The 14,820-nt window shown below is 69.9% G+C and carries 12 protein-coding genes; 6 read left to right on the top strand and 6 right to left on the bottom strand.

What is annotated here, in order from left to right:
• Positions 1-230, top strand: a 230-nt coding sequence (locus ITJ55_RS15805; protein WP_255521302.1) for a LysR substrate-binding domain-containing protein, incomplete at its 5' end; no start/stop codon positions are given.
• Here ITJ55_RS15805 and ITJ55_RS15800 read toward each other — a convergent pair.
• Both ITJ55_RS15800 and ITJ55_RS15795 read right to left on the bottom strand, forming a co-directional pair.
• Positions 231-776 carry a uracil-DNA glycosylase gene (locus ITJ55_RS15800; protein ID WP_043594580.1) on the bottom strand — a complete coding sequence of 182 codons (546 nt, stop codon included), beginning with the start codon at positions 774-776 and terminating at the stop codon, positions 231-233.
• A 184-nt stretch (positions 777-960) separates the two neighbouring features.
• Positions 961-1,986: a toll/interleukin-1 receptor domain-containing protein gene (locus ITJ55_RS15795; protein WP_194596254.1), complete on the bottom strand. Its 1,026-nt coding sequence runs from the start codon at positions 1,984-1,986 to the stop codon at positions 961-963.
• A gap of 317 nt (positions 1,987-2,303) precedes the next feature.
• Between ITJ55_RS15795 and ITJ55_RS15790 the strand changes: the two genes are divergently transcribed.
• Positions 2,304-3,920 (top strand): SIR2 family protein, encoded by a 1,617-nt coding sequence (locus ITJ55_RS15790; protein WP_194596253.1) that lies wholly within the window; start codon positions 2,304-2,306, stop codon positions 3,918-3,920.
• On the opposite strand, the gene ITJ55_RS15785 is transcribed toward ITJ55_RS15790, so the two are convergent.
• Positions 3,889-4,485: a recombinase family protein gene (locus ITJ55_RS15785; RefSeq protein ID WP_194596252.1), complete on the bottom strand. Its 597-nt coding sequence runs from the start codon at positions 4,483-4,485 to the stop codon at positions 3,889-3,891. The genes ITJ55_RS15790 and ITJ55_RS15785 overlap by 32 nt on opposite strands.
• Positions 4,486-4,947: 462 nt before the next feature.
• Between ITJ55_RS15785 and ITJ55_RS15780 the strand changes: the two genes are divergently transcribed.
• A complete protein-coding gene (locus tag ITJ55_RS15780; protein WP_228498744.1) occupies positions 4,948-8,499 on the top strand; it encodes a TIM-barrel domain-containing protein in 3,552 nt (1,183 codons plus the stop codon).
• A 51-nt stretch (positions 8,500-8,550) separates the two neighbouring features.
• Here ITJ55_RS15780 and ITJ55_RS15775 read toward each other — a convergent pair whose 3' ends face one another.
• Together ITJ55_RS15775 and ITJ55_RS15770 are read right to left on the bottom strand one after the other, a co-directional pair.
• The gene (locus tag ITJ55_RS15775; protein ID WP_194596251.1) at positions 8,551-9,945 is read right to left on the bottom strand and encodes an ABC transporter permease; all 1,395 of its coding nucleotides are present in this window, start codon (positions 9,943-9,945) and stop codon (positions 8,551-8,553) included.
• The gene (locus ITJ55_RS15770) at positions 9,942-10,769 is read right to left on the bottom strand and encodes an ABC transporter ATP-binding protein (RefSeq protein ID WP_082486774.1); all 828 of its coding nucleotides are present in this window, start codon (positions 10,767-10,769) and stop codon (positions 9,942-9,944) included. The genes ITJ55_RS15775 and ITJ55_RS15770 overlap by 4 nt, the downstream gene beginning before the upstream one ends.
• 171 nt (positions 10,770-10,940) lie before the next feature.
• Between ITJ55_RS15770 and ITJ55_RS15765 the strand changes: the two genes are divergently transcribed.
• Positions 10,941-11,420, top strand: a complete 480-nt coding sequence (locus tag ITJ55_RS15765; protein ID WP_194596250.1) for a hypothetical protein — start codon at positions 10,941-10,943, stop codon at positions 11,418-11,420.
• Between the two features lie 552 nt (positions 11,421-11,972).
• Here the strand turns inward: ITJ55_RS15765 and ITJ55_RS15760 are convergent.
• A complete protein-coding gene (locus tag ITJ55_RS15760; protein ID WP_194596249.1) occupies positions 11,973-12,872 on the bottom strand; it encodes an SDR family oxidoreductase in 900 nt (299 codons plus the stop codon).
• Positions 12,873-13,016: 144 nt separating this feature from the next.
• Between ITJ55_RS15760 and ITJ55_RS15755 the strand changes: the two genes are divergently transcribed.
• Entirely contained in the window at positions 13,017-13,580 is a 564-nt protein-coding gene (locus tag ITJ55_RS15755) for a TetR/AcrR family transcriptional regulator (RefSeq protein ID WP_194596248.1), read from the top strand.
• Between the two features lie 232 nt (positions 13,581-13,812).
• Complete coding sequence (locus ITJ55_RS15750; RefSeq protein WP_194596247.1) at positions 13,813-14,790, top strand: intradiol ring-cleavage dioxygenase; 978 nt, start codon at positions 13,813-13,815, stop codon at positions 14,788-14,790.
• The last annotated feature ends 30 nt before the right edge of the window (positions 14,791-14,820 follow it).

Below are 14,820 nucleotides of genomic sequence, written 5' to 3'. Positions count from 1 at the left end.
CGACGGGCGCCATCCGGGCGGCCATCGCCGGCGGTGTGGGTCCGGGAGTCATCAGCTCGTTGCTGGTCGAGGACGACCTCCGTGCCGGGCGCCTCGTCACCGTCCCGGCAGCCGTCGACCTGAGGCGCCCGTTCCGCGCCGTGTGGTCGGCCGGTCTGAGCGCCGGGGCGCAGGATCTCCTGGCCGTGATCGCCGCGTCGCAGCACAGCCCCGACTCCTCGCCGAGATGATCAGAGAAGCGAAGCGTGCCGTAGGGCCGTGACGGCCCGCAGGTGCTTCTCGCCGGCGCGGGTGGCGTTCGCCGGCGACAGATGGGGTGCCGCGAGCACGGGCACGACCCTCGCACGCGGTTCCAGGGTGAAGTACCTCATCACGCCCGTCAGGGCCGGAGTGCCGAAGGTCACGATCGCCCGCAGCTGCGGCAGAGAAACGAGCAGCTGAGCCAGGGCAGGGCGTGCCTCGTCGAGATCGGTGACGGTCGGCGCCCGACCAAGGGCCCACGGGACGATGTTCCATCGCAGGTAGACGTTCCTGCCCAGACCCGACTCGATCCGTGCTCGCCTGAACGCAGACGCCGTCGGCCCCGGGTTGTCCTCACTGCTGATCGCGTCCTCGCCCTGCTTGATCGTGGCAGGACCGGGTGATTCCATCAGCACGAGAACTGTCGCCGCTGCTCCTCCACCTGATGGGTCGAAGCCCGGCACGAAGCGCGCACGTCCTGGTCCGGAGCTCCGCCATTCCGATACGAGCTGATCGAGGCCCCTGGGCTGCTGCATCCCTAGACGCTACGACGTTAGGGACCGTTTCCGCCCACGCTCACCGACGACACGGAACGACCACGACGGCGTCCTCTCCGAGTGCGCTCGCCCCACAGCAAGTGATCCAGTGGGGGATCGTCTATCGGGACGCACGACCATCTTCCGCAGTAAGCGCACCGGCCGTGCTCGCCCGGAGTGAGCATTATGCGTCCGCATCGGCCCTCGGCGGCAGGTTGCTGAGTGTCAGTTCGGCGGTGCGATCGGTGGCGATGACGTAGCGCAGTTGCGCAACGGCTTCGTAGCCGTTGGAGCCGGTACGGAAAACGACGTCGTCAAGCATGAGGAGCGCCCAGTAGCCGTCGCGGTTGACCATGACCAGCACATCACCAGGAGCAGTTGTCTCGACCCGATTGGACATAGGCAAAGTGGCGAGGTCTCCGAATGCCTCCAGCTGTTCCGTGGCGCCGGCGATCAAACCGATGTAGCCGATCTGATCACTCAAGTGGCGGACCCGCTTCTCTCTGCCAGGCCAGGGACCGCCACCTACGGGGTAGTCCAAGGCCAGGCCAAAGCGGGTCTCGTCGCTCCCGAGGACAAAGTGGCCTGAGTTCTCGTTCATGTTCACCTCGATCAGGCCGCTCATTCGAGCATCACTCCACCGGGCGGGATCGTTGCGGATCGCGGCCCTCGCCTGGGCTTCGGTCGTCCCGGTGAAGGGGTTAGGACCTAGGGACGGGGCAGCCTCAATGGGGACTCCGTGCAGCTCGCGGAGAAGCCGCTCATAGGCATATTCGTGATCCCCACGGAAATCGATCCATGATCTGCCATCGAGGTACGCAGGCGGAATGGGATCCCCTGCGACGGTCCCAGAATCCGGGATGACAGGAATCACCCGATTGCCGCCCAGATCGCGGTAAACGGTCGGGGAGACGATGGTCGTCTCCGTGCCGACACCTGAGGTCCTTAAGCCGCGGCTGTCGGCCTTGGGGCCGTAATCATCGGAGAGTACGACCAGGACACGGGCTGACAGATCCCGGTATCGCTCCATGAACAAGTTCAGGTCGTGCCCTAGGCGGACATCCCACCGATCAAGGTGAACGTCAACACCATTGGCACGCAGCCGCCGAGCAAGGTTCGTGACCCACGCGATGTGCCCTTCGGACGCCCATGAGTAGGAGATGAAGGCGACCGGCGGATCGGACTGCTCGGGATCCTTGAAGGTCTGCACACCCTCAGTGTGGCCGCCGACGGTGAAAGGAACGAGCCCTGCGAGGGTATTCCCTTAGGCCACAGCTCAGCGGACGCACGGGTGCCACTCACAACCGTAGGGACACGATACGTCTCGTGCGCCAGCCAGCGCCCCGCAGCACCCCAAGATCGGCGCGTCTCGGAACCGTGTCTCTCTGGCGGCAGCCACGGCAAGCATCTCTGAGGTGGCTTGCGTAACGGGCTTCAACCGCCCTCGGACCGATCGTCCAACGGGCACTTCGGATCATCGATGCAGGGCAGCGAACCTTTGAGTAAAGCCCACGTTAGTGTTGCTAAATGACAGATGAGGCAATGGACAGCCTGGACGAACTTGCTCAGCTTCTGGGCGCTAGCGAAACCTTGCCTGTACTTTTCGTCGGATCAGGACTCTCCAGAAGGTATTCGGGTTCTCCCGACTGGGAAGGCCTGGTGACGCACGCAGCAAGCCTTACTCGTTTCCCGTTCGAGTACTACTCCGGCCAGCTACCCGCTGACGTGGTGAGAGATGAACGCCTGCCACAAATTGCGTCACTCATTGCGAAGCAGTTTCACGAAGAGTGGTGGACATCCGATGCGTACAAGCAGGCACGCGAGGACAACTCTGAGCCGCTGCCCGCTGGGAGTGACCCACTTAAGCTTGTCATCGCAAGGCACATCGCCTCCCGGACCTACCTTGACGATGCCGACCTTCACGGCGAGCGGGAAAAACTGGGTCGGGCGAAGGTTCACGCCATCATCACGACGAACTACGACCAGATGCTCGAGGAAAGTTTTCCCGGCTACAAAGTCTTTGTCGGCCAGCAAGACGTACTTTTCGCCTCGCCACAGTACGTAGGCGAGATCTATAAGATCCATGGCTCAGTCGAGCAACCTTCCTCTCTTGTCTTCACAGGAGAGGACTATGACGCCTACCGCCGCAAGAATCCCTATCTCATCGCCAAGATCATGACTTTGTTCGTCGAACATCCCGTCATCTTTATGGGCTATAGCTTGCGCGACCCGCACATTCTGGAACTGCTTGGAACGCTAGTGTCCTGCCTCTCCGAAGAGCAGCTAGACACCTTCAATAAACGGCTCATCTTTGTCGGCCGAGTCAGTTCGGCCCGAGCGAAGGGCTTGTCGAACTCGAGCATTACCGTCCCGGGCTACACCTTTGGCGTGCAGGAGTTTGGGATTGATGACTTTGGCGGCGTCTACGACGTCCTGGCAGACCTGCCTGAGCTCTATCCCGTCAGACTCCTCCGGAACCTCCAAGAGAGAGTCACGCAAATGGCGTACTCCGACACGTCAAGTGAACGAGTGCACGTACTCCCCCTCCAGGAAGGCGAGAGCGTCGACGACGTACAGGTGGTCGTTGGCGTCGGCGCCTTCGAGCGCCTCGGGGAGAAGGGCTACACCGCATACAGCCGCTCAGAGTTCTTCCTAGACATGATCGCAGGAGCTGAGGACCACAACGTTGAGAACGTCCGTGACAGCTTGATGCCCCATTGCTTCCGAAACGCGAAGTTCTCACCAATCTTTTACCCGAAGTACCTTTGCGAGCTGCATGGAGTCGAGTTCGACGAGGACAAGCTGCCGGCCAGAGCCCTTGCGCTCCTCGAGGGACACACAAAAATCGAACCGTACGCAGGCAGGCGTCCGGCCGGGTGGCAAGAAATGGGGTTTAGAGACCTGCTGTCCGCCTATCCGGAGCTGGCAGAAAACCTCGCCACCGGTTGCTCCTACGACGTTGATGACGTCATCGCTCTAGGCCAATACATCTGGTCGCGTTTCGAGGGCAACAAAGCCCCGGCCACACCGCTGGCGAAAGCAGGTGCAAAGTTTGATCGACTTGTTTATGGGCTGGATTTCACGGGCGATATCGAGGAATTGCGCGCCCGAGTCAAGGCTGAGCTGGGACAGCCTCGTTACTAGGAACGGCCGACCGCTGGATGGCTCGGTAGACCGTCGAGCGGGCGACGCCGAATAGCTCGGCTATCTCGCTGGTCGTGTGGGCTCCGGTGCGGTGCAGCTGCACCAGGTGCTTTTCCTGCGAGGGAGTGAGCTTGGGCTTGCGGCCGCGGAGCTTGCCAGCGGCTTTCGCGATCGCCATGCCCTCTCGGGTGCGGGCACGGATGAGGTCGGCCTCGAACTCCGCGACCATGCCTAGGACGTTGAACAGGAGCCGGCCGACCGGGTCGGTGGGGTCGTAGACCGCTCCCCCGAGGTTCAGTGCGACACCCTTCTTCGTCAGCTCGTCGGCGATGTCCGTCGCGTCGCGCAGCGAACGGGCGAGGCGGTCGAGCTTCGTGACGACCAGGACGTCGCCGGCACGGCACGCAGCCAGTGCCTCGCGGAGACCTGGCCGCGCTCGAGTCGTCCCCGACAAGCCGTGGTCAACATGCACATGTTGATCGTCAACACCGAGCGCTGCAAGACCGTCACGCTGTGCTGCGAGATCTTGTCCGGACGTCGAGACGCGGGCGTATCCGATGAGCATCCGACGACCGTAGCGTTTAGACCCCCATCACCGGGCAATTATGCGGGACAGGCATACGCGAATCCGCAGGCCAGGCGCCACTTAGCCTCAGCCAGCCAAGCCGGGCCCGAGAAGGGTGTCCCGATGAACGACCGTTGTCCGGGCGCACTCCTGACGCCAGTCCGTCAGGACGGGCATCGGGCATCTCCTACTCGGGCCGCGTGGCCCGGGCTCTTGCACCCGCGCCGGCCGTCTGGCGGCAGTGCAGGTCGTCGACGAGCCCAGTCGAGTCACTCGGCGGGGAGGCTCCGCCCCGCTCAGCCGGGCGAGCTCGGGGGCAACGACGCGCAACCTGACGACCGTCGCGAGGGACCCCCGCCGGCTCGGCAGCGGGCGCGTCGATGCTGACCTGTCGGTGCTCTTGAAAAGTGCATAGGCTGCACCAAGCAACTCGCCAGACGATGACGTCACTGAGGAGAACACATGCGCCCGACCGCTCCCACCCGAACCCGGAGGTCGCGACTCCTCGCGACCGCACTCGCGGCCTTCACCGCGGTGGGGGCGATCGGGTTCGCGGCGGTGCCGGCCCAGGCCGACGACGCCGCCGGCCGGGCGGTCGTGTCGGGCGAGGCCCGCTTCGAGGTGCTCTCGCCCACCCTGATCCGCACGGAGTACGCCGGTGACGGTCGGTTCACCGACCGCGGCACCTTCAACGTCGTCGGCCGCGACGACTTCGGACCCACCCCGTTCAGCCAGACCCGTGCCGACGGATGGTTGACGATCGACACCGGGTCGATGGTCGTCCGCTACCGCGAGGGCACCGGCTCCTTCACGAGCGAGAACCTGTCAGTCGCCCTCACGACGGACGCGGGCCAGGACGTCACCGGCTCGCCGTGGACGTCCGCAGAGGTGCCCACGTGTGCCGTCGGCGTGCTCTGCGAGGCCGAGGACGCCGGGCTCGAGGGCATCTCCCCCGCGACGAACCACGCGGGTTTCACCGGGACGGCGTTCGTCGGCGGCTACGAGGCCGTGGGCAACGCCCTGCAGTTCGACACCACGGTCGAGGCGGCCGGCCCCCTCGACCTGACCTTCCGCTACGCGAACTCGCAGGGCGGCGACGGCCAGGTCACGACCCGCTCGCTGAGCGTCGTGGTCGACGACCAGCCCGGCGTGCCCGTCGACTTCGCCCCCGGCACCGGCTGGGACGACTGGCGCACCGCCACGGCGAGCCTCGACCTCACGGCCGGGCCCCACAGCATCCGCGTCGTGCGGACGGCGGACGACTCCGGTCAGGTGAACGTCGACAGCTTCGCGCTCACCGCTCCCGGTGCCGCCTACCCGGCACCCGCCGCCACGGCCGCCGGGGCGGACTGCACCTTCGGCGACGTCTGCGAGGCGGAGGACGCCGGCAAGACCGGCACCGCCACCCGGGCGACCGACCACAACGGCGCCTCCGGCGACGCCTTCGCCGCCGGCCTGTGGAGCGACGGCGCAGCCCTGACCACCCACGTGGTGGACGTGCCCGCGGAAGGCGACTACCGCCTCCAGGTCCGGTACGCCAACGGCGGCACCGGCACGCCGACCCTGTCGACCGACGCCGGCGCCGACACGGCGGCACTGCCGCCCACGAGCGGATGGGACCACTGGGACACCGTGAGCCTGCCCGTGCACCTGGCCGCCGGGGCGAACGACGTGCGGCTCGACTGCCCGACGACCGCGGGCAACTGCAACGTCAACCTCGACACCGTCGCGGCCGTCACCGCCGACAGCCCGACCCTGGCGCCGCACGCCGCGCTCGGCGGATACCGACGCGACCTCGACACCGCGAACGGCGACGTCGCCACGAACCCCGGCCTGCTCTACCAGGACGGCTGGTCGCTGCTCGACGACACCGACTCGGCCCTCTACGACCCGGCGGCCGACGTGGTCACCCCCCGGCCCGACCGCGCGGGCACGACCCTGCAGGACGGCTACGTCTTCGGCTACGGCTCCGACTACCGGACGGGCCTCGCCGACCTGTCGACCCTGACCGGGCCGACGAAGCTGCTGCCGCGCTGGGCGTACGGGGTCTGGTACAGCGAGTACTACGACCGGTCGCAGGCGGACTACGAGGCCATCGCCCAGGAGTTCCGCACGAGGGGCGTGCCGGTCGACGTCATGGCCATCGACACCGACTACAAGATCGGCAGCACCACGAACGTCGACGACAGCAAGTGGGACGGGTGGAGCGTCGACCCGGCCCGCATCCCCGACATGCAGGCCCTGCTCGCCGCGTGGCACGACGAGGGCATCCACAACACCCTCAACATCCACCCCTCCATCTCGGGCAGCGACCCGAAGTTCGCCCAGGCGCAGGCCGCCGCCGGCGGCAAGCTCACCAAGGGCGACGGCGACCGCTGGCTCTTCGACTGGTCGGACCCCGACCAGTTGCGCGCCTACTTCGACCTCCACGCCGACACGCAGGCCCAGGGCGTCGACAACTGGTGGCTCGACTGGTGCTGCAGTGAGAACTCGCGCTACTCGGCCAACGGCGTCACCCCCGACGCGTTCATCAACCAGCAGTACGCCACCCAGACCGACGCGGCGAACGACGGTCGCGGGTTCGCGTTCTCGCGGGCGTACGGCTCGCTGACCGCCGGCGGCTACGGCAACCCCCAGCCCGTCTCGACCGGGCCGTGGGCCGACAAGCGCACCACCCTGCACTTCACCGGCGACACGACGTCGTCGTGGGAGATGCTGAAGACCCAGGTCGGCTACACGCCGGGCGAGTCGGCGGCGACCGGACTCGCGTCGATCAGCCACGACATCGGCGGCCACAACGGCGCCCAGTACGGCATCACCGGTGCCGAGCCCGGCACGACCCAACTGCCCGAGGACCTCTACGCCCGCTGGGTGCAGATGGGCGCCTTCCAGCCCGTCGACCGCCTGCACAGCAACCACAGCGACCGACTGCCCTGGCAGTACCCGGCCGCGGCGGACGAGTCCGCGACGCAGTTCTTGAACCTGCGCGAGGACCTGCTGCCCCTCACGTACACGCTCGCCGCCGAGGCGACCGCGACGGGCACGCCGATCGTCCAGCCGCTGTACCTGCAGTACCCCGACCAGCAGCAGGCGTACTCCGCCGCCGGATCGGAGTACCTGTACGGTCCCGACGTGCTGGTGGCACCCGTGACGACCCCGAACGGCGACGCGGGCACCGCGACGACGTCGGTCTGGTTCCCCGCCGGCAGCTCGTGGACGGACTGGTTCACCGGCACGACCTACGCCGGTGGCACCACGGCCGACGTGACGACCGACCTGACGGCGATGCCCGTCTTCGTCCGGAGCGGCGGCATCGTGCCCACCCGCTCCGAGCACGTCGCGAACGACGGCTCGGCACCGCTCGACGCCGTGACCCTGACCGTGGCCACCGGGGCCGACGGCGCCTTCTCGCTGTACGAGGACGCCGGCACCTCGGCCACCGCCTCGTCGAGCACGGCCGTCACGTACACGCAGCGCCCCACCGGCGGCCTGCTCGAGATCGCCCCGGCCGACGGCACCTTCGACGGCCAGGTCACCGACCGCTCGTGGACGGCGACCTTCACGAACGCGGACGAGCCGAAGAGCGTCCTCGTCGACGGCGAACCCCTCGCCGCCACGGACTGGACGTACGACGCCGCGACCCGCACGGTCTCGGTGCCCACGACCGCTCGGGCGGTCTCGGCGGGCACCACCGTCGAGTTCTCGTCGGTCGCGGCCGTCGACCCGGCGCCCTCGCCGTCGCCGACGCCCGGCGACGGGACGACGCCCGGCGGGACGACGCCCGGCGACGGCACGACGCCGACCGCTCCCCCCACCGCGACGACGCCCGGCACCGGCGACGCCGGCGGAGCCGACGGCGGCACCACCCCGGCCGCCGACCGTCCGACCGACCCCTCGACCGGCGGGCCCCTCGCGTTCACCGGAGCCGACGTCGTCCCCCTCGGCCTGATCGCCCTCGGCCTCGTGGCCGCCGGCGGGTTGCTGCTGTGGCGACGCCGCCGAGCGGCGGAGTGACCGCCGGCGACCCGAGGAGGCGCGGCGTCGGTCCTGCGTGACGGCCGCCGGTCAGCGGGCGGCGAGCGCCTCGACCGGGGTGACCGACGTGGCGCGTCGGGCCGGGACGAGCGCGGCGACCCCGGCCAGCACGGCGGCGGTCAGGGCGAGCCCGACGAGCAGCGGAACGGGCAAGGTCGGGGCGATCAACGCTCCGTCGTTGACCGAGCCGAGCAGCGCCTGGGCTCCGGCCCAGCCGTAGACGACTCCGAGCGCGACCCCGACGACGATCGCCGTCAGCGCCATCTGCGTCGCCTCGAGCAGGATCATGCGACGCACCTGACCCGCGGTCGAGCCGACCGCGCGCAGCAGCCCCAGCTCGCGCCTCCGTTGCAGCACGCTCAGCGACATGTCGTTGACCATGCCGACGGCCGCGATGACGGCCGAGAACCCGACCAGGCCGGCGACGACCAGCAGCGTCGTGCTGAAGAACTGGTCGAGCTGGGCGGCGTACGTCGGGTCCTGCTCGAGCGTGTGGACGAACGTGCGCAGCGTCTCGAGGGCGACCGACAGGGTGGTGACGAGGGTCACGCCGATCACGACGCCGATCGTGGCGCGGGTGCTGCGCTCGGGTTGGCGCACGGCGTTCTCGGAGGCGAGGCGGGCCACCTGGCTCGAGCCGAAGGCCCGGCCGACGGCGTGCAGCACGGCGGGCATGAGGGCGTGTGCTCCGACGACGACCCCGGTGAACGACAGCACCCCGCCGGCGAACGCGACCAGCACGCCCGTCGGGTCGGCCAGGCCGACGACGACGCCGGCGACGAGCAGCAGGCCCCCGCCGACGACCAGCAGGGTGGCGAACACCGTCCGCACGACGCGGCGGCTGCGGCCGGGCAGCGGAGCGTCCTGCGCGGCCTCGGTCGCCTTCAGCGGCGTCACCTGCAGCACGCGGCGCGAGCCGACCCAGGCCGCGGCGACCGTGGTCAGCACGACCGCGACGGCCGGGACGAGCCCGCCGACCGAGACGTACGAGTAGGCGAGGTCGGGCAGGTGGCCCTGCGCGACGAGCACCCGCACGGCGACGACGACGAGTGCGATGCCGGCCACGATGCCGATCACGGCCCCGGCGAGGCCGACCACGAGGCCCTCGCGGGCGACGGCCCGACGCTGGTCACGGGCCGACGAGCCGAGCAGCCGCAGCAGGGCGATGGTCGGCGTCCGGCCGGCGACCACGGTGGCGAAGGTGTTGCTCGTGACGATGGCCGCGACGTAGAGCGCGAGACCGACGAAGACGGAGGCGGCGGCGCCGAGCAGGCCCGTGACGGTGACGCTCGACGAGACGACCGACGCGGCGACGACCTGCTCGACCACGTGCGTGAGGCCGAGCAGCGCGACCCCGAAGGTCGTGCCGAGGGCGGCCACGAGGATGCTCGGCCGGTGCTCGAGCAGCTGGTCGCGGGCGCTCACGCGACACGCTCCAGGTCGAGCATGACGCCCGAGATCTCGGCCGCGCTGCTGCGGTCGACCTCGTGCACGATGCGACCGTCGGCGAGGAACACCACGCGGTCGGCGTAGCTGGCGGCGACCGGGTCGTGGGTCACCATGGCGATGCTCTGGCCGTGGTCGGTCGAGGCGGTGCGCAGAACGTCGAGCACGTCGCGTCCCGCCTTCGAGTCGAGGTTGCCGGTGGGCTCGTCGGCGAAGATCAGGTCGGGCCGGGTCGCCAGGGCGCGGGCGATGGCGACGCGCTGCTGCTGGCCGCCCGAGAGCTGGTGGGGCCGGTGTGTCAGCCGGGCGCCGAGGCCGAGCGTGGCGACGAGCCAGTCGATCCAGGCCCGCTCGTCGGCGGTGGCGCGACGACCGTCGAGACGGAACGGCAGCTCGATGTTGGCCGACACGTCGAGGGTCGGCACGAGGTTGAAGGCCTGGAACACGAAGCCGATGCGGCGACGACGCAACAGCGTCAGCTGGGTGTCGTCGAGGCCCGTGATGTCGGTGTCACCGAGCAGCACCGTCCCCGAGGTGGCCGAGTCGAGGCCGGCCGTGATGTGCATCAGCGTCGACTTGCCCGAACCGCTCGGGCCCATGACGGCGGTGAACCGACCGGCCGGCAGGTCGAGCGAGACGTCGCGCAGCGCGTCGACGCGGCCGTCGCCCTGACCGAAGGACTTCGTGACGTGGCGGACGCGCGCGACGGGCGCCGCGCCTCCTCGGGTCGGGTCGGCGGGCCGGGTGGTCGGGTCGGACGAGGAGGCGCGGGTCGCGCCGGTCGCGGAGGTCGATTCGTTCATGTCATCCATCGTCGCCGGGGCCCCGGCACCGGGACATGACGCGGCCCCACGGACTCGCGCGGGGGTTATCCCCCGCGGGTGCCGGGCAGTAGGGTACGGACGAGCCCTGAGACGACGACGTCCGGGCCGACCGCGGGTGGGCTGGACCCACCCGAGAACGAGGGGGACATCGTGACCGACCGCCGAGGCCTGGGTCAGGCCGACACCGCGACCGGGGCGGGCGCGGCCGAACCCCGTGTCGCAATCACCGCCACCCCGTTCGTGACGCTGATCGCCCTCTCGCCGATCGTCGCCATGGCGCTGACCGTCGTCGTCATGCGGGGCGCGCTCGAACAGGCCGTTCCGGGCAGGACGGGCGTGGACGCCGCCGACCTGGGCCTCGCGCAGGTCGTCTCGCTGGTGCTCTGGGTCGGCGTCGTCGTGCTCGCCTGGCTCGACCACCGGACGCTTCGCGGACGAGGCCTCGAGCGACCCTTCGCCTGGGGGTGGGCCCTCCTCGGCCCGTTGGTCTACCTGATCGGTCGCAGCGTCGTCGTGCGCCGGCGGGTCGGCGGCAGCGCCGCACCGCTTTGGCTCTACCTCGGGCTGACCGTGCTCGGGTCGATCGTCGCGACGATCGTCGTCGTGTCGTCGGGGGTGCCCACGGCGTGACCGTCGAGAGGGTCGGCACCGTCGACTCCCTCTGCACCTCCGACGGGACACGTCAAGGGGGTCGGGTCAGCGCTCGACAAGGGCGGCACGACGCCGTACGGTTCACCTACCGGTCGGACCGGCTCCTCGAGTCGCTGACCACGCCACGATCCACCCTCAGCCCAGACCTCGCTGATCAAGCCGCGCGACTTGCGCCCTCGAGGTCCCACCCGTTGATCTCGTGAGCGCAAGCAGTCCCATCCGACGGGGCTGCGAATCGGCGGACACCTGGTCCCCGAATCGCCAGGTGTCCGCTGACCGGACCCGACGTCCGTGCGGGACCTCGTCGACACCCCTCGGGTGGCTGGTCGTACCCCGGTGAACCTGAGAACACGTCCCGACCCGGGCGCGTAACGTCTGCCAGGTCGAAGACGTTTCTTGCGTCTTCATTGGCCGGTGTTGCTTGCATCCCTGCCCGTGAAGCTCATGCGACAACATCGGCATCTGGGGCACGGCTACGGACTCTTCCGCGGCCGTGCCCCTCTCTCGTCTCCGACAGACGTGCCGCGACGCTCAGCGCGTCGAGCCGTACGCCCCGGCGTCGAGGTCCTCGATCAGGGTCGGGCCGACCGGGCTCCAGTCGAGCAGGCGGCGCGTGGTGTCGGACGACGCCGCCATGTCGAGCCCGAAGAACCCGCCGATCCAGCCGAAGTGCTCGGCCACGCGCTCGGCGGGCACCGACTCCACCGGCAGGCCGTGAGCCCGCCCGATCGCCTCGGCGATCTCGCGCGTCGGCACCCCCTGCTCGGCCACGACGTGCAGCACGTCGCCGGCCGCGGCCTTCTCGAGACCGAGCACCACCGCCCGGGCCGCGTCGGAGCGGTGCACGGCCGGCCACCGGTTCGACCCGTCGCCCGGGTAGCCCGACACCCCCTTCTCGCGGGCGACGGCGACGAGCGACGCGACGAACCCGTGGTCGCCCGCCCCGTGCACGGTCGGCGCGAAGCGGACGCTCACCGCGTGCACGCCCCGCGCGGCCGCGTCGAGCGCGAGATTTTCGCTGCCTCCCCGGGGAGCCCCGGGTCCGCGCGACGGCGACCGGTCGGCCTCGGTCGCCGGGCGTCCCTGTGCGAGGCCCGCGGTGCCCGACGCGAGCAACAGCGGACGGTCGCTGCCCTCGACGACCGCGACCAGCGCCTCCACGGCTGCGCGCTCGGCGCGGTTCGACGCCGCCGGGTCGGACCAGTCGTGCTTGTTGGCGAGGTGCAGCACGGCCTCGGCCTCGGCAGCGCCTGCGCGGATCGCGTCGAGGTCGTCGAGGTCGCCCCGGCGGACCGTGATGCCCTTGACCTCGAGCGACGCGGCCGACGCGTCGGACCGCGCGAGACCCGTGACCCGGTGGCCCGAGGTGAGCAGCTCGTCGACGACGGCCGACCCGATCCAGCCGGATGCTCCGGTGACAAAGACGTTCATGGGGGTGCTCCTTGTTCGGTGACCGCGGTCTGCTCATGCGCCTGGCGATCATGATGTCAGCGACTGCCATCAGCCGCGATGCCGACGGTACACCCGATGTCAGTCACTGACAACAGATGCCCCGGGACCCGTAGACTCGGGGGCATGGTCCGCTGGCAACCCGACACCCGAGCCCGCCTGCAGGCGGCGGCGCTCGAGCTGTTCGTCGACCGCGGCTACGACGAGACCACCGCCGCCGACATCGCCGAGGCCGCGGGGGTCACCGAACGCACCTTCTTCCGGCACTTCGCCGACAAGCGCGAGGTGCTCTTCGACGGGCAGCAGTTCTTCTCGAAGACCTTCGTCGACGGCGTCGAGGCCGCCCGGCCCGACGACCCGCCGCTCACCGTCGTGGCCTCGGCCCTCGACGGGGCCGCCGCGTTCTTCCCCGACGAACGGCGCGAGTGGTCGCGCGGGCGCCAGGCGATCATCGACGCCCACCCCGCCCTGCAGGAGCGCGAGCTGCTCAAGCTCTCGGGGCTCGCGATCGAGGTGGCCGCCGCGCTCCGCTCGCACGGAGTCGACGAACCCGCCGCCACCCTGGCCGCCCAGTCGTGCCTGACGGTCTTCGGCGTCTCTTTCGCCACCTGGATCACCGACGGCGAGACCCGCCCCTTCGCCGAGATCTCGCGCGACACGCTCGCGCAGCTGCGCACACTCACCGGCTGACGCACTCCCGCGGGCGGAAGCCCGAGACCCCAGGAAGCCGCCGAGACCCTGCCGCGCGCGCGGGTGTCTCGGCGAGTTCCTGGGGTCTCGGCGACGACCTCCTTCATGGGTGGTTCATCGGAGGCGCAGGGGCGGGTCATCGGGACTCGCGTCAGGCTGACGGCGATCCCGCGGGCGACCGGCCCCCGGCCGATCGACCCGAGCCGACCAGCCCCGAGCCGAGAGCGTGACCATGAGCGACCGACGCCCCACCCGCATCCCCGAACCCGACCGCACCCCCGACGGGCCCGCCTACGAAGGCCGCCTGCTCGACCGCGCCGACGACGAGGTCGTCGACCAGGGCGTCGCCTTCGACCTGCGGACGCTCGTCTCGCGCCGCAGCGTGCTGGGCCTGATCGGGCTCGGGGCGGGCAGCGTCGTGCTCGCCGCCTGCACGTCGGCCGGGGGGTCGAACGCGACCGGCGCCTCCTCGTCCGCGACGCCGAGCGCCGGTGCCACCGGCGGGGCGTCGGGCACGCTGCCCGCGGGCGAGATCCCCGACGAGACCGCCGGGCCCTACCCGGGCGACGGGTCGAACGGGGCCGACGTGCTCGAGCGGTCGGGCATCGTGCGCAGCGACATCCGGTCGAGCCTCGACGGCGGCACGACCGCGACGGGCGTGCCGATCACGCTGACCATGACGGTGCTCGACATGGCGAACGGCGACGTGCCGTTCACCGACGTCGCCGTCTACGTCTGGCACTGCGACGCCGCCGGCGGGTACTCGATGTACTCGGACGGCATCACCGACGAGACCTACCTGCGCGGGGTGCAGGTCGCGGACGCCTCCGGCACCGTGACCTTCTCGTCGGTGTTCCCCGCCTGCTACTCGGGCCGGTGGCCGCACATCCACTTCGAGGTCTACCCCGACGTCGGGTCGATCACCGATTCGACGAACGCGATCGCCACGTCTCAGCTCGCCCTGCCCGACGACGCGTGTCGGACCGTCTACGCGCTCTCGGACTACGACGGGTCGACGGCCAACCTCGCGCAGGTCAGCCTCGCGAACGACAACGTCTTCAGCGACGACAGCGGGGCGCTGCAGCTGCCGACGGTGACCGGCGACGCGTCGTCGGGCTACGCGCTGGCCCTGACTGTCCGCGTCGACACGAGCACCGCGCCCACCGCCGGCGCCGCGCCCGGTGGCGGCGGCGCCCCCGGCTCGCGCTGAACCGGAAGGAGGCGCGGTGCGAGACCTGCT

The sequence above is a fragment of the Frigoribacterium sp. VKM Ac-1396 genome, from assembly GCF_015350895.1.
Taxonomy (GTDB): domain Bacteria; phylum Actinomycetota; class Actinomycetes; order Actinomycetales; family Microbacteriaceae; genus Frigoribacterium.
This window is presented reverse-complemented; position numbering and strand designations above follow the sequence as displayed.

Bases quoted from the DNA above. Each gene is read 5' to 3' on its own strand.
- ITJ55_RS15750 (WP_194596247.1), top strand. From the start codon at position 13,813: ATGAGCGACCGACGCCCCACCCGCATCCCCGAACCCGACCGCACCCCC.
- ITJ55_RS15760 (WP_194596249.1), bottom strand. From the start codon at position 12,872: ATGAACGTCTTTGTCACCGGAGCATCCGGCTGGATCGGGTCGGCCGTC.
- ITJ55_RS15770 (WP_082486774.1), bottom strand. From the start codon at position 10,769: ATGAACGAATCGACCTCCGCGACCGGCGCGACCCGCGCCTCCTCGTCC.
- ITJ55_RS15785 (WP_194596252.1), bottom strand. From the start codon at position 4,485: ATGCTCATCGGATACGCCCGCGTCTCGACGTCCGGACAAGATCTCGCA.
- ITJ55_RS15780 (WP_228498744.1), top strand. From the start codon at position 4,948: ATGCGCCCGACCGCTCCCACCCGAACCCGGAGGTCGCGACTCCTCGCG.
- ITJ55_RS15800 (WP_043594580.1), bottom strand. From the start codon at position 776: ATGCAGCAGCCCAGGGGCCTCGATCAGCTCGTATCGGAATGGCGGAGC.
- ITJ55_RS15755 (WP_194596248.1), top strand. From the start codon at position 13,017: ATGGTCCGCTGGCAACCCGACACCCGAGCCCGCCTGCAGGCGGCGGCG.
- ITJ55_RS15790 (WP_194596253.1), top strand. From the start codon at position 2,304: ATGACAGATGAGGCAATGGACAGCCTGGACGAACTTGCTCAGCTTCTG.